Annotated in this window: 11 protein-coding genes and 1 other annotated feature; of the genes, 9 read left to right on the top strand and 2 right to left on the bottom strand. The window is 44.6% G+C overall.

Annotation, left to right across the window (positions count from 1 at the left end; all coding sequences use genetic code 11):
* Positions 1-9: 9 nt before the first annotated feature.
* Entirely contained in the window at positions 10-1,572 is a 1,563-nt protein-coding gene (gene spoVB, locus ACZ9AO_RS04260) for a stage V sporulation protein B (protein WP_251539722.1), read from the bottom strand.
* 170 nt (positions 1,573-1,742) lie between these two features.
* Between spoVB and ACZ9AO_RS04265 the strand changes: the two genes are divergently transcribed.
* The 6 genes from ACZ9AO_RS04265 (at position 1,743) to dtd (ending at position 10,506) form a co-directional block, all read left to right on the top strand.
* Positions 1,743-2,048 carry a post-transcriptional regulator gene (locus tag ACZ9AO_RS04265; protein ID WP_034308797.1) on the top strand — a complete coding sequence of 102 codons (306 nt, stop codon included), beginning with the start codon at positions 1,743-1,745 and terminating at the stop codon, positions 2,046-2,048.
* A gap of 196 nt (positions 2,049-2,244) precedes the next feature.
* Positions 2,245-4,506, top strand: coding sequence for a protein translocase subunit SecDF (gene secDF, locus ACZ9AO_RS04270; protein ID WP_251539721.1), 2,262 nt, complete (start codon positions 2,245-2,247; stop codon positions 4,504-4,506).
* A 145-nt stretch (positions 4,507-4,651) separates the two neighbouring features.
* Positions 4,652-7,027 (top strand): single-stranded-DNA-specific exonuclease RecJ, encoded by a 2,376-nt coding sequence (gene recJ / locus ACZ9AO_RS04275; protein WP_476108538.1) that lies wholly within the window; start codon positions 4,652-4,654, stop codon positions 7,025-7,027.
* Positions 7,018-7,530 (top strand): adenine phosphoribosyltransferase, encoded by a 513-nt coding sequence (locus ACZ9AO_RS04280; RefSeq protein ID WP_034308789.1) that lies wholly within the window; start codon positions 7,018-7,020, stop codon positions 7,528-7,530. The genes recJ and ACZ9AO_RS04280 overlap by 10 nt, the downstream gene beginning before the upstream one ends.
* 318 nt (positions 7,531-7,848) lie before the next feature.
* Positions 7,849-10,047 (top strand): RelA/SpoT family protein, encoded by a 2,199-nt coding sequence (locus ACZ9AO_RS04285; protein WP_251539719.1) that lies wholly within the window; start codon positions 7,849-7,851, stop codon positions 10,045-10,047.
* A 15-nt stretch (positions 10,048-10,062) separates the two neighbouring features.
* Positions 10,063-10,506 (top strand): D-aminoacyl-tRNA deacylase, encoded by a 444-nt coding sequence (gene dtd / locus ACZ9AO_RS04290; RefSeq protein ID WP_053535817.1) that lies wholly within the window; start codon positions 10,063-10,065, stop codon positions 10,504-10,506.
* A 64-nt stretch (positions 10,507-10,570) separates the two neighbouring features.
* Here dtd and ACZ9AO_RS04295 read toward each other — a convergent pair whose 3' ends face one another.
* Entirely contained in the window at positions 10,571-12,340 is a 1,770-nt protein-coding gene (locus tag ACZ9AO_RS04295; protein ID WP_476108539.1) for an SH3 domain-containing protein, read from the bottom strand.
* Between the two features lie 129 nt (positions 12,341-12,469).
* On the opposite strand from ACZ9AO_RS04295, the gene ACZ9AO_RS04300 reads away from it, so the two are divergent.
* From ACZ9AO_RS04300 to aspS, 3 genes are all read left to right on the top strand, one after another.
* On the top strand, positions 12,470-12,643 hold the full coding sequence (locus tag ACZ9AO_RS04300) for a hypothetical protein (protein ID WP_034308777.1): 174 nt from the start codon (positions 12,470-12,472) through the stop codon (positions 12,641-12,643).
* Between the two features lie 79 nt (positions 12,644-12,722).
* Positions 12,723-12,960: a binding site (T-box leader), on the top strand.
* Positions 12,961-13,059: 99 nt separating this feature from the next.
* A complete protein-coding gene (hisS, locus tag ACZ9AO_RS04305) occupies positions 13,060-14,331 on the top strand; it encodes a histidine--tRNA ligase (protein WP_034308774.1) in 1,272 nt (423 codons plus the stop codon).
* Positions 14,332-14,343: 12 nt separating this feature from the next.
* Entirely contained in the window at positions 14,344-16,113 is a 1,770-nt protein-coding gene (aspS, locus tag ACZ9AO_RS04310) for an aspartate--tRNA ligase (RefSeq protein ID WP_476108540.1), read from the top strand.
* Positions 16,114-16,166 lie beyond the last annotated feature (53 nt).

Consider the following 16,166-nt stretch of genomic DNA (forward strand, 5'->3'; position numbering starts at 1 on the left):
CGGTTCATTTTATTTCCAAGCCAATTTTGACAAATAGCCGCCCACTACAGGAATCCTGATCAGATCTGCCTTTTTTATGCTGCCGGTCATGAGCAGGAAAAATGTGAACAGCAGGATAACGACGGTTACGGAAAGCAAAAGCCGTATGCCGATAGGCTGTGAAGAGAGGGGGAATTGATAAAGATAATAACCGCCCCATCCTGAAATTAAAGCAAGGACCAGAGCTGACATATAGCTTCGGAAATGAAGCGTGAAAGGGACAACCTTCAGTACGGTTGAAAAATGCAGGAAAGTAACGAGCATCGTACCGACAGCTATCCCGATTGCGGCTCCCATGATCCCGAAACTTTCCTTTGAAGCCAGCAGCCAGATTACACCGATTTTAAGAATGTTTCCAGCCAGGCTGTTGAACATTGCAGCCTTTGCAAGGTCCAGTGCTTGCAGCATGGATTGCAGCGGATATTGAAAATAATAAAGGATGAAAAAAGGTGCCAGGAATTTAATGAAAACAGCAGCATGCGAAGATCCATACATGACCTGTAAGATCGGTTCGGCAAAGATGAACAGAATGACGATAGCTAAACAGCCTGTGATAAAGGTGATTTTCAGGGCTTGTTGAAGCCTGTGTTCAACGAGTAAAAAGTTTCCGGTCGTACGGGCTTCGCTTACTGCCGGGACAAGTGCCGTCGCCAATGATGATGTAACGAAGGAAGGAAGCATGAGTAAAGGCAGAGCGTATCCAGTTAACTCCCCGTATTGACTGGTGGCTGCGGCCGCGGTGACTCCGGCAAGTGCCAAACTCTGGGCGACCACTATCGGTTCGAAAAACCACGATACGGATCCAATCATCCTGCTTCCGGTGGTAGGAAGGGCAATCCCCATCAATTCGGTGAACGTTCCTTTTCCAGATTTGACGTTCTTGAAGAAACCCTTTCTGAACTTAAAATGTTTCTTTATTTTAAAGCTGGTCAATAAGTAAATGAGAGACACGAGCTCACCGATAATCGATGCAAACATTGCCCCGGCTGCCGCATATTCGATTCCATATGGCAAAAAGGCTTTGGTTAGGACGGCTATGAAAGTGATTCGGGCCACCTGTTCGATAACTTGTGAGAAAGCGAAGGGCTTCATATTTTGCTTGCCTTGGAAATAACCGCGCAGTACGGATGAAATGGCGATAATCGGGACGATTGGGGCAATCGCCATAAGCGGCCATACCGTCCGTTCGTCCGTGAATAGGTATTCTGATAGAACCGGCGCGAAAAGCAGCATCGCAGGAGTGAAAATCATCGATAGAGTAAAGGTGCAGGCCAAAGAGACGACGAGGATTTTCTTGATTTTCCGTTCATCACCTCTGGCATTGGCTTCGGCCACGTATTTCGAAATGGCGATTGGCAGGCCTAACTGGGTTATGTTCACGACGAGAAAGAGTGTCGGTAAAGCCATCATATATAAACCAACGCCTTCTTCGCCGATGAAGCGGGCGATGACAATACGGTTAATAAAACCAAGAACCCTTGTAATCAGGCTTGCGATTAATAAAATCAGCGTCCCTTTTAAAAATTTGGACATTGAACTCCCTCCCTGCCTTCTCAAAAAAGCGGTTATGCTATACAATTATCTATATGCTTGTACTTGGACAAAGCATGACAAAAGTGTTTGTTTGCGTACTAACAAATGATAAGAAACCCTTCTAAGAAAATGCGCATTCATTTGAGAATCATTTTACTGGAGGCAAAATGATGGCAAAAAAGAATCATCCCTATCAAAGGTATTATCTAAAGGTGCGTCCATTTTTGAAGAGTAAGCGTGAGGAATTCCAAATGGTCGGATTGAATGCCGTAACAGAGGAAGACATATGGGGAACCTTAACCAAAAATAAATGGAAGCGCCCTCAGGAAAACATTCACCTTCATGAACTTGTCGCAGATATCGTGACATTTTCGAGCAACCAGTTCATGACCTTCCAAATGGTCGAAGCTTATAAATCACCGAACCTATTCGAGCCGCTTTCCGAAGAGGAATTGAAGGAGCTTTTGAAAGAATAACGCAAAGATATACTTAAATTGACAGCTGTTTGTATATGACTCATAATAGATATGGTTATGCTTTTTTTGGAAAAAGCATGGGAAGCTGTGTCCTTTTTCTCAAGAAACAAAGGATATGCAGTTATCATATAAACAAAAAATGACGGTTTTATTAACTTCAGGAACAGGCGTATTATAGAAAGGGGCCTACTACATAATGGTAAAAAGAAGCAGGATCGTTGCGTTTTTTCTAATCGCACTTTTGATTTTCGCAGCGATGGGGACGACTTCAAAAGGAATCCTAAAGGATATCAAGCTGGGTCTTGATCTTCAAGGCGGGTTTGAAGTGTTATATGAAGTAAAACCGCTGTCAGGGGAAAAGATCACCCCGGAAGTTTTACGGGCTACAGTAAGCTCACTTGAACGGCGTGTTAATGTGTTGGGGGTTAGCGAGCCTAACATACAAATAGAGGGGAAAGACCGGATCCGCGTTCAATTGGCTGGGGTCAAAGACCAAAACAACGCTCGGGAAATCCTTTCTACACAAGCTAAATTATCCTTCCGTGATTACAACGATAAGGAAATGATGACCGGTGCCGACCTGAAAGAAGGCGGCGCGAAACAAACGTTCCAAGAGAATAAACCGGTTGTCGAAGTCACGCTGAAAGACGTGAATAAGTTTAAAGAAATCACTCAAAAAATTTCCTCGATGGAAAGGCCGACAAATGTACTTGCAATCTGGCTGGATTTCGAGGAAGGAAAAGATTCCATTAAGGATACCTCTTCACAAGACAATATGATTTCAGCTCCAGCTGTCAGTGAAGTTTTCAATACGAATAAGGTGTTTATTACCGGTCAATTCACATTGGAAGAAGCGAAAGAGCTTGCAGCCCTTCTGAATGCAGGTGCCCTGCCTGTTGATTTGAAAGAAAAATACTCCACTTCAGTAGGTGCCCAATTCGGTGCAGGTGCACTGAATGATACCATTTTTGCAGGAATCATCGGAATTGCACTTGTTTTCATCTTCATGCTTGTGTATTACCGCTTCCCGGGATTCATTGCAGTCGTCACTTTAAGCATCTACATTTTCTTGACGCTATTAGTGTTTGATTGGATGAATGCGGTCCTTACGCTGCCAGGTATTGCGGCATTGGTACTCGGGGTCGGGATGGCTGTCGACGCCAACATCATAACCTATGAGCGAATCAGGGATGAATTGAAACTTGGCAGATCCGTAAAGGCAGCATATAAAGAAGGTACCAAGAATTCACTTGCTACAATCACGGATGCCAACTTAACGACCCTGCTGGCTGCGGCCGTACTGTTCTATTATGGAACAAGCTCGGTTAAAGGATTTGCCACCACTTTGATCATTTCGATCTTAATGAGTTTCATTACAGCCGTTTATGGTACACGCCTCTTCATGAGCCTGTGGGTGAATAGCGGGTTCCTGGACAAACGTACAGGATGGTTTGGCGTGAAGAAGAAAAATATTCACGATTTATCCGAGAAAATGGATTTAATGTCATTGCCAACACGCTTTGATAAAATCGATTTCGTGAAACATCGGAAAGTTTTTTACGGCATTTCAATCGGTGTCACCATTATCGGGATCATCTTCCTGCTCGTCTTCAGATTGAATCTTGGGATTGATTTCACGAGCGGCACCCGAATCGAGATTGCGTCCAAAGACGTCTTGACGACTCAGCAAGTCAAAACCGAAATGGAAAAGGTCGGTATCGACGAAGATGATATCAAGGATGTCAGGCTCGCTGGACAAGACAATAAAAATGCTGTCGTTCGGACAGTCGGTGTCCTCGATAAGCAAGAGATTGCTGAATTGAAGGACCATTTCAAGAAGGATTACGGAGCAGAACCGAATGTCAGCACCGTATCACCGACAGTAGGAAAAGAGCTTGCGAAAAATGCCATGTTTGCGTTAGCGATTGCCTCAATCGGAATCATATTGTATGTATCGATACGTTTTGAATGGCGAATGGCTGTACCTGCCGTGGTCGCGCTTATACATGATGCATTCTTCATCATCACGATTTTCAGCTTGCTCCGGCTCGAAGTGGATATCACCTTCATTGCTGCGGTTCTGACAATCGTCGGTTATTCGATCAATGATACGATCGTAACCTTTGACCGTATTCGTGAAAACCTGCGCTTCAGCCGTAAAATCAAAACCGCCGAAGAGCTAGAGAACATTGTGAACATCAGTATCAGGCAAACGCTGACTAGATCCATTAACACGGTTCTGACCGTTCTCATTACGGTCATCGCGTTGATGATCTTCGGCAGTGAAGCTATTCGTAACTTCTCCATTGCCCTGTTTATCGGTTTAATATGCGGCGTGTATTCATCGCTATTGATCGCTTCCCAATTCTGGCTTGATTTAAAAATCAGGGAATTGAAGAAGAAAGGTCCGCTGAATACCGCAAAAGAAAAGAAACAAAGTCTTGAAGGACAAGTTTAATAGGTGAAAGGGGGCTGGCATGATGCCAGCCTTCTTTTTGTTGAACTAGCTTATTGAATAGGGAATTACAACCAATTATGAGTTTAAAATAAAATTGAAACTGGTATATTCGTTTTGTATAATGAGTAGGTTGAGGGGTGAATAAATGTTAAAGCCAAAAACCCGGTGGAACTTGCGAACTGCCGATGAAAACAAAGTTGCTGTACTAGCTGAAGAGCTTCATATCACACCTTTGGTTGCAGCCCTGCTTGTGAATCGAGGCCTGGATACGATTGAAAGTGCCCGATCGTTTTTATTTGTAAAAAATCAAACTTTTCATGATCCATTTTTATTGAAGGATATGGATAAAGCAGTATATAGAATAAAGGAAGCCATTCAAAATGGAGAAAAAATACGTATATTCGGTGATTATGATGCGGACGGCGTGACATCGACCACCGTGATGATGACGGCGCTGACGAGATTGGGGGCCGATGTTGATTTTTATATCCCGAATCGGTTTACAGAAGGATATGGTCCGAATCCGATGGCATTCCGCCTTGCAGCCGAGCAAGGTGTGAAGGTTTTAATCACCGTCGATACCGGAATTTCCGCTGTCGATGAAGCTAAGCTTGCCGCCGAGCTAGGCATGGATTATATTTTGACTGACCACCATGAACCGGGACCGCAATTGCCTGAGGCATTGGCGATCATCCATCCTAAACTTGAGGACAGTTCCTATCCATTTAAAGAACTTGCCGGAGTAGGAGTCGCATTTAAGCTTGCACACGCCTTGCTTGGGGAATTGCCTGAGGATTTGCTAGAAATAGCGGCAATCGGGACGATAGCGGATTTAGTGCCTTTACAAGGAGAAAACCGCGTCATTGCTGCGAAAGGCATCGAGCAGTTACGATTGACTCGCCGCCCGGGACTTGTTGCGTTAATGAAAGTGGCGAATGTTCAGCAGGAAGCATTGAATGAAGAATCGATCGGCTTTGCAATGGCACCGAGGATCAATGCTGTCGGCCGCCTTGGAGATGCCGATCCCGCTGTTGATTTATTGATGTCCGCAAATCTGGAAGAAGCAATGGAACTTGCTAATGAAATCAACGATATCAATAAAGAGCGGCAGGAAATGGTTGCAGCAATGGCTGAGGAAGCGATTGCTGAAGTCGAGGAAAACTTCCCGCCGGAGTCCAATGGCGTGCTCATCATCGGCAGGGAAGGCTGGAATGCCGGAGTTGTGGGGATTGTGGCCTCTAAACTTGTTGAACGCTTTTACCGGCCGACGATTGTATTGAGCTATGATCGGGATAAGGGATTAGCAAAAGGTTCCGCTCGGAGCATCGTTGGTTTCGATCTTTTTCAAAGTCTTTCCCAATGTCGTGAAATGCTGCCTCATTTCGGTGGACATCCCATGGCAGCTGGAATGACGTTGAAAATAGAAGATGTCCAGGAGCTTAGGGACCGCATGAACTTGATTGCTAAGGAAGAACTGAACGAAGAGGACTTCACACCGATTACAAACTTGGACGGTGCTACGACTTTAGCTGAAGTTTCCGTTCAAACGATTCAGGAAATGAGCTTGCTTGCACCATTTGGGGTTGCGAATCCCAAGCCGAAGATTTTGATAGATTCCGTACAACTTTCAAGTGTCCGCAAAATTGGTGCCAACCAAAATCACTTGAAGGTTCAGCTGGAAGATGGTGAAAAACACAAACTTGACGGTGTGGGCTTCGGTCTCGGTCATTTTGTCGATGAAATAGCTCCGCACGCTGAAGTTTCGGTGATTGGAGAGCTCTCCATCAATGAGTGGAATAATATGAAAAAGCCCCAGATCTTTGTCCAGGATGTCTCGGTGGACCATTGGCAATTATTCGATTACCGCGGCAAGGGACAGGCAGAGAAGTGGCTTGCCGACATTCCTGCACAAAACCGGAAGATCGTTATTTTCTCGGAAGATATTTATAGCAGATATCCATTTTTGCAAAACCATCCAGATCTCGTTCATATCGAGAATGAACTGGATGCTGAGCAGCTCGACTGCTTCGAAGGGCATTTGGTACTCATGGACATGCCGCCCTCCAGGGAATATTTGAAACGGGCGGTTGCCAAAAAGAACCCTTCCCGTATCTACGCTCACTTTTCCCATGAACAGGACCATTTCTTAAGTACGATGCCGACAAGGGATCATTTTAAATGGTTTTATGCCTTCCTTGCCAAGAAGGGTCCGCTTGATGTGAAAAGATATGGTGATGACCTGGCCAAATATCGCGGCTGGTCAAGAGATACAGTGGATTTCATTTCTAAGGTGTTTTTTGAGCTTGATTTTGTTACAATAGAAAATGGGTTAATTATGCTCACAACCAATGCGAAAAAACGCGATCTCAGTGAATCTGAATCGTATACAAGAAAGAAAGAGCAATTTGAGCTTGAACAAGAGCTTGTTTATTCTTCCTATCAGCAATTATTCGATTGGTTCAATCATTATTTAGTTCATGAGGCAACAGACCTTGAGGAGGAAACAAAGCAATGGATTTAAAGCAATATGTAACAATTGTGCAAGACTGGCCAAAACCGGGTATCGTCTTCAAAGATATTACAACATTAATGGATAACGGCGCAGCTTATAAATACGCAACAGACCAAATCGTCGAGTATGCTCGCGATAAAAATATCGACTTGGTGGTCGGGCCGGAAGCACGCGGATTCATTATCGGATGTCCAGTCGCATACTCATTGGAAGTGGGCTTTGCACCAGTGAGAAAAGAAGGAAAACTTCCACGTGAAACGATAAAAGTCGAATATGGTTTAGAATACGGCAAGGATGTATTGACAATCCATAAAGATGCCATTAAACCGGGACAGCGTGTCCTGATTACGGACGACTTGCTTGCTACCGGGGGAACTATCGAAGCGACGATCAAGTTGGTTGAACAGCTTGGCGGAATTGTAGCTGGGATTGCCTTCCTTATTGAATTGACTGACTTGGATGGAAAAGATAAATTAGACGGCTATGATGTCTTGACATTAATGAGCTTTTAATAAAGGAGAGCACTCTGACCAGGGTGCTCTCTTTCTGTTTTCCCCATTTTAGCTGGATTTTGTCGAATTTCCAGTGAAAAAAAGCACTATTCTTAATAAAATACACGTTTAACTCTTTACATCCTTGCCTTTTTTTTCGATAATAGTAATAATAAAGAGTTTTTCTGCTAATAAGTTTATTTGCACTTTTATCCGTTTAAGCGGATTTATTTTTTTTCGCAAAAATTGTCACGTTTTGCAGAATAAAGGGAAGTGCTACCAATCATACTCAATCCGGATCATATCCGGTGGCAGTTAAAGTGGGGTTAAGGTGATTAAATGGCTAATGATCAAATATTGACTGCCGAGCAGGTTGTAGAACGGGCCAGCTTATATCTTCAGCCGGAAGAAGCTGAATTTATTCATAGAGCGTTTAAGTATGCAGAGTATGCTCACCGAGAACAATTCCGTAAATCGGGAGAGCCTTATATTATTCATCCGATTCAAGTGGCGGGCATTCTGGCTGATCTTGAAATGGACCCTGCAACCATTGCGGCAGGTTTTTTACATGATGTTGTTGAAGACACGGAGATCACTTTGAAGGATATTGAAGAAAATTTCAGTCCTGAAGTCGCCATGCTTGTGGATGGCGTGACCAAGTTAGGGAAAATCAAATACAAATCACAGCAGGAGCAACAGGCGGAAAACCATCGGAAAATGTTCGTGGCGATGGCCCAGGATATACGGGTCATCTTGATCAAGCTTGCGGACAGACTGCATAATATGCGGACATTGAAGCATCTGCCCCAGGAAAAGCAGAGAAGGATATCGAATGAGACGTTGGAAATCTTCGCACCGCTTGCCCATCGTCTCGGTATCAGCACGATTAAATGGGAACTGGAAGATACTGCACTAAGGTATTTGAATCCTCAGCAGTATTACCGAATCGTCAACCTGATGAAGAAAAAGCGTGCAGAACGTGAAAACTATCTGGAAGAAGTCATTGATGAAGTGCGTAAAAACGTTGAGGAAGTCAACATTAAGGCTGACCTATCCGGAAGGCCGAAACATATATACAGCATTTATCGCAAAATGGCTTTGCAGAATAAACAGTTCAGCGAAATTTATGATTTGCTTGCCGTTCGGATCGTCGTCAATAGCATAAAAGATTGCTATGCCGTTTTAGGGATCATCCATACATGCTGGAAGCCGATGCCTGGCCGATTTAAAGACTATATCGCGATGCCGAAGCCGAATATGTATCAATCGCTCCATACGACGGTGATCGGACCGAAAGGCGATCCGCTGGAAGTGCAGATCCGTACTTCCGATATGCATCGCATTGCCGAGTTCGGGGTTGCTGCGCACTGGGCTTATAAAGAGGGAAAAGATGTCGGTGAACAGCCTTCACTGGAAGAAAAATTGACATGGTTCCGGGAAATTCTTGAATTCCAGGATGATGCGACTAATGCCGAGGAATTCATGGAATCCCTTAAAATAGATCTTTTTTCTGATATGGTATTCATTTTCACTCCAAAAGGCGATGTCATCGAACTGCCATCAGGATCCAACCCGATTGATTTCGCTTACCGGATTCATTCGGAAATCGGAAACAAAACGATTGGTGCCAAAGTGAACGGGAAAATGGTACCGCTGGATTATAAACTGAAAACTGGCGATATCATAGAAATCTTAACATCGAAGCATTCATATGGTCCAAGTCAGGATTGGCTTAAACTAACGCAAACATCTCAAGCGAAAAATAAGATCCGCCAATTTTTCAAGAAGCAGCGCCGGGAAGAAAATATCGAAAAAGGCAAAGAGCTGGTTGAAAAGGAAATCAAGGATATGGAGTTCGACCTGAAGGAAATCCTGTCTGCCGAGAATATCAGGCGTGTTGCGGATAAATTCAACTTCCTGAATGAAGAGGATATGTATGCAGCAGTCGGATATAACGGAATAACAGCCCTTCAGGTAGCTAACCGCCTAACCGAAAAATGGCGTAAGCAGAAAATGGTCGAGCAGGAAGCGGATATTTCTGAAGCGGTAGCCGATCTGAAAACCTTCTCCAATACATCTAAAAAACGTGACTCGGGCGTACAGGTACCAGGGATTGATAACCTGCTTATCCGCTTATCACGCTGTTGCAACCCAGTACCAGGGGATGAAATCGTTGGTTATATAACCAAAGGCCGTGGAGTTTCAGTTCATAGGCAAGATTGCCCGAACCTGGATAGCGGGGATGCCGATCATCGCCTTGTACCGGTTGAATGGGAAAGTACGATTAACGAACGCAAGGAATACATCGTGGAAATTGAAATCAGCGGCTATGACCGTCGCGGCTTATTGAATGAAGTCCTTCAAGCCGTCAATGAAACCAAGACCAACATTTCAGCGGTCTCGGGTAAATCCGACAGGAATAAGGTGGCGACCATTCACATGTCGATTTATATTCATAACATTGCCCATTTGCAAAAAGTTGTCGACCGTATTAAACAAATTTCAGATGTTTATTCCGTTAGAAGGATCATGAACTAAGGAGTTTTTATTGCCATGCGTGTTGTTTTACAACGTTCCAAAGCGGCAAAAGTAGTTGTCGCAGACCAAATAATCGGACAAATCGACAGCGGTCTCGTCCTGTTGGTTGGTGTCACCCATGGAGATACGATCGATGACGCCGCCTATTTGGCCGAAAAGATTGTCAATCTTAGAATATTTGAAGATGAAAATGAAAAGATGAACCACTCACTATTGGATGTGGGAGGTTCGATTTTATCCGTTTCACAATTCACCTTATACGGCGATTGCCGTAAAGGCCGTCGACCGAACTTCATGGACGCCGCCCGTCCTGAAGAGGCAAATGAATTATATGAAGCATTTAACGAGGAACTCCGCAAAAAAGGCGTCCATACGGAAACAGGTCAATTCGGTGCCATGATGGATGTTCAGCTTACTAATGACGGTCCCGTCACCTTAATACTTGAAAGCAAAAAATGACCTGCTGCGGCAGGTTTTTTTTGTAGAAAAGCCAGCTTCGATGCGAAGCTGGCTTTTCTAGTTCTTATTTAAAATACCGTGCCAAGCCATTATAGATGGCCGATGTGATTCTTTCTTGATACTCATTCGATGTTAATGTCAACTCTTCCACTGGATTACTTAAATAACCTAGTTCAATGAGTGTAGCTACCCGTTTATTTTCACGGGTAACATGATAGTTCCCGTATCGTGATCCGCGATTGGGCACCTGCATGGTGGAACCGAGTGAATTGGCCAGTGTAGCCGCCAACGCACGCTGGTAGTCATGATAGTAGTATGTGGTTATCCCGCTGGTGATCTGGTCCTTGGTGCTATCATAATGGAGGCTGATGAAAGCATCCGCGTTATGTATATGAGAAGTGCTGACCCGGGAAGGGAGTGGAACATAGGTATTTCCGCTCCTGGTCAGGATCACTTTAGCTCCTGCCGCCTGAAGTTTGTCCCGCAGCAATTCTGCCGTTCGAATCGTCAGGTTTTTCTCAAGTGTTCCACCGACCCCGATTGTACCGCTATCCCTGCCGCCATGTCCGGGATCGATCACAATCGTTTTATCCTTTAGGTATTTCTCAACGCCAGGTCGTTGGATCTGCTCGGCATTCCCTTCGATCGTCACGATCCATCCGGCCACATAAGCTGTTTTTCCGCCCTTTAGTTTAATGGAATACCAGTCGCCTTCCATACCTGATGCCGTGAATGTTTCACCTGCATTGGCCTGCTCTACAATCCCCGAGTTGCCATCCGGCTCATTTCTAAGGATCGTACCATCATGAATGATGGTAATCTTGTTTCCTTTTACATCAGCCTTTTTTTCCTTCGCCGTTTGCTCAACATTCTCTTTTTCCAGGTACCAACTCACTACCCAGCCCTTTTTGGAACCAGTGAGTTGGATTTGTGTCATATTTCCCTTTGTTTGGAGCACGGCGTAAGTCTCATCCTTGTTCACCGAACCGATGACCTTGCTTGAGAGCGAGGCTTCATTCCTGACATTTAAACCTGTAGCGGTCACCCTTGCAGTTGCGCCTGCCGTGTCCTTTTTCATATCAACATGATCTTCGCTTACTTGTATGTAAGGTTCAGCTACCCAACCGTGGGTTCCTTGGAAATCAATTTCAGCCCATTCATTTTCAACCCTGTAGACGGTCACTGACGTATTTTTATTCAGCTTTCCGAGAGCGGCACTGCTTGTCGACGGTTCCGAACGGACATTGAGCCGGTCCACCAAAGTTACTCCGGTTTTCAAGGATTGATTCGTTCTTTTTTCCTTAGTTGGATCTTTCTTCGCTGTTTTTTCTGATGCGGAGGGAAGTGTAATGTAGTCAGAAGAGACCCAGCCTTCGATATCCGCCGTTTTGACCTTTATCCAATTCTCATTCTTTTCAATGATGTCAACAAAGGTTCCTTTACTCAAGGAACCAACCGTTTGAAATGTAGTGCCGGGACCTGTTCGGACACGGACGGAGCTGCCTGATATCGTCCCTTGTCCGGATTCCTTTTTGACCTGATTGGTATCAGACCCTGTTTGTCTCTCCACTAACCAATTGGCAACCCAGCCCGTTTTGCCGGTGCCAATCCGGATTTCAATCCAGTCGCCATCTTCATTCAGAATGGGATACGATTCCCCTTTTGACAGTTTTTTTACGATAGGGAAACTGAGACCTGCACCTTCACGGACATTGACCACTTGGGTCGTCACGATATTTTCCCCATCATCTTTTCCAAAAGCGTGATGGACGGGGAAAATCGCTGAGAATATCAGCATCAGTGTCAGGCCGAATAAACCCGATTTCTTCTTCATAAGTTGTCTCTCCCTTTTAATGTCTATATGTATGTATTCTCGTTCAATGAAAATTTCCCTCTCTCCGTGTGCAAAAAACATTTTTTTTAGGAAACAATAGAGCTTATATAACTGTAGGAGGGAAACCACATGAAATTCAGCGAAAAAGATCAAACGAGCTTAAGCGGAGGCAACCAAGTACTGGGTGTCGATTTTCACGATTTCATCCAAAAGGAACAAAGCGCAAACCTTGTTGAATTGGCATCCGAATTCGGGGTCAATGTCCGGACGATCAAAAATTTGAAAAAACGTTTGAACCAGTAAAAAGCGACAAAAATCCTCAGTCTGCCTTGACATTTGATGTTAACGTCCGTATGATTATAAAATATCAGACTTATTACTGCAATAACCAATGATGGAGAAGAGTAATTAAGAAACACATGAAAAGAGAGGAAATGCCGAGGCTGAAAGCATTCCACATGATGACTTAATGAAAGAACCCTCCGTAGGCTTCACTCCGAACGGATTTACTTAATAGGAGATGGACGTAAAACAGGCGTTAACTGTTTTTGAGCGGGGGCACTTTTTTTTGTGCTTCAACTAGGGTGGCACCACGGGATATCCAAACTCTCGTCCCTTGTAACATATACGTTACAAGGGGCGGGAGTTTTTTGTTTGGAAAAAATCAGTATAGCGTGCCGTATAAGAAAGGGCGCTTTGCTTTAAAGGAGGAAACACATATGTCTATTCAGATTCCTAGAGGTACCCAGGATTTATTGCCTGGTCAAACGGAAATTTGGCAGTATATCGAGAACACAGCGCGTGATATTTGTCACCGTTACCAATATAAAGAAATCCGCACACCGATTTTTGAGCACACGGAATTATTTTTACGCGGTGTTGGGGATACAACCGATATCGTTCAAAAAGAGATGTATTCATTTCAAGATCGCGGTGAAAGGAACTTAACCCTTCGTCCGGAAGGCACCGCATCGGTTGTACGGTCATATATCGAGAACAAAATGTTCGGGTGGGCCAATCAACCGGTCAAGCTTTATTATATCGGGCCGATGTTCCGTTACGAACGTCCGCAAGCAGGTCGATTCCGCCAGTTCGTTCAATTCGGCATCGAAGCTTTAGGAAGTAAGGATCCCGGAATCGATGCAGAGGTTCTGTCACTTGCGATGAACCTGTACAAGGAACTTGGTTTGAAAAAGCTGAAGCTAGTCATCAACAGCCTTGGTGATAAGGAAAGCCGGACAGCGCATCGCAATGCGTTAATCAAACATTTCGAACCCCGCATCGGCGAGTTTTGCGGCGATTGTCAAAACCGCCTCGAAAAAAATCCTTTGCGTATCCTGGATTGCAAAAAGGATCACGATCACGAATTGATGAACACGGCTCCTTCCATCATTGAATATTTAAATGATGAATCCCGTACTTATTTCGAAAAGGTGAAACAGCACTTAACCGATTTGGAAATCGATTTCGTCGAAGATCCGACTCTAGTGAGGGGCTTGGATTACTATAATCATACCGCATTTGAAATCATGAGTGATGCAGAAGGCTTTGGCGCCATCACTACACTATGCGGCGGTGGCCGTTATAACGGGCTGGCTGAAGAACTTGGCGGACCGGAAACACCAGGAATCGGCTTTGCACTTAGCATTGAACGGCTGATTGCTGCCCTCCAAGCAGAAAACATCGAGCTTCCGATCAAAAAGGGAATTGACTGCTATCTTGTCTCACTAGGTGAAACAGCCAAGGATTATACCGTCAAACTTGCCCATCAATTGCGGAATGCCGGTTTTACCGTCGAAAAAGACTATCAAGATCGTAAAGTGAAAGCACAATTCAAATCAGCCGACCGCCTCGAAGCAAGATATGTGGCGACACTTGGGGATGATGAATTGGCAAATAATAAAATCAATGTAAAGTTCATGGAAACCGGTGAACAAGTCCAAATGGATCTTGCAACATTCGTTGAACAATTCAAAAAGCTACAGGCTTAAGGGGGAAATACCATGTTTGGCAGAACATACTTCAATGGTGAAGTGACAGAAGCAGTTATTGGTGAAAAAGTAACATTAAAAGGATGGGTACAAAAACGCCGGGATTTGGGCGGGGTCATCTTTATCGACCTACGTGACAGAAGCGGAGTCGTCCAAGTCGTTTTCAATCCGGACATTTCGGCAGACGCGCTTGCCACAGCCGAAAAAATCCGTAATGAATACGTCCTTGATATCCAAGGGACAGTCATCAAACGTGACGAAGCCAACTTCAATCCGAACGTAACAACAGGGACCGTCGAAGTTCAAGCCGAAAACGTTACAATTTTAAACGAAGCAAAGACCCCTCCATTCATCATTGATGAAAGAACGGATGTATCAGAAGACATCCGCTTGAAATATCGTTATCTGGACCTGCGTCGTCCGGCGATGTTCGAAACATTGAAAATGCGCAACAAAACAACAAAAGCGATCCGTGATTACTTGGACGGTGAAGGCTTCCTTGATATCGAAACACCTATCTTAACAAAAAGTACACCTGAAGGAGCACGTGATTATTTAGTGCCTAGCCGCGTGCACGAAGGGGAGTTCTATGCACTTCCGCAATCACCGCAAATCTTCAAGCAGCTATTGATGGTATCCGGTTTCGAACGTTATTATCAAATTGCCCGCTGTTTCCGTGATGAAGACTTACGTGCTGACAGACAGCCTGAATTCACGCAAATCGATATTGAAACAAGCTTCATGAGCCAAGAAGATATCATTAACACGGCAGAAAACATGATGGCTAAAGTGATGAAAGACGTAAAAGGATTGGACGTAACACTGCCATTCCCTCGAATGACTTACAACGAAGCGATGAGCCGTTACGGTTCCGACAAACCGGATACACGTTTCGGAATGGAACTTAAAGATGTTTCCGAAATCGTCAAAGACAGTGATTTCAAAGTGTTCACCGGTGCTGTTGCAAGCGGCGGTCAAGTTAAGGCGATCGTCGTTAAGGGCGGAAATGCGGATTATTCCCGTAAAGACATTGATGGCTTGGCTGAATTTGCAGCGATTTACGGTGCTAAAGGCCTTGCATGGCTGAAAGTTGAAGAAGACGGCGTAAAAGGGCCAATCGCCAAATTCTTCGCAGAAGATCAAGAGCAATTAGTATCTGAATTGGAAGCTGAAGTGGGCGATTTAATTCTATTCGTGGCAGATAAGAAAGGCATAGTCGCAGATGCACTTGGAGCACTTCGCATCAAGCTTGGTAAAGAAAGAGGCTTGATCGATCAAAGCAAATTCAACTTCCTGTGGGTGACGGACTGGCCATTACTTGAATATGACGAAGAAGAAGGACGCTACTATGCAGCACACCATCCATTCACAATGCCATTCCGTGAAGACATGGACAAACTGGAATCAGACCCAGCAAGCGTCCGTGCACAAGCATATGACCTTGTCTTGAACGGCTACGAACTTGGCGGTGGATCACTGCGGATATTCGAACGCGACGTTCAGGAAAAAATGTTCAAAGTTCTTGGATTCTCTGAAGAAGAAGCAAACGCACAATTCGGCTTCCTAATGGATGCATTCGAATACGGAACACCACCACACGGCGGAATCGCCCTTGGACTCGACCGCATGGTCATGCTGCTTGCAGGCCGCACGAACCTTCGCGACACCATCGCGTTCCCGAAAACAGCAAGCGCAAGCGACCTGCTCGTTGACGCACCGAGTACCGTAAGTGATAAGCAATTGGCCGAACTTAACCTAAGGCTTGCTGCACTTAAAAAATAATTCATTTGAGAAAAATATGAAAAAATACCTAGGTGTTTTTCCTTGAAACAGAG

This window comes from Peribacillus sp. TE19612 (assembly GCF_056279465.1).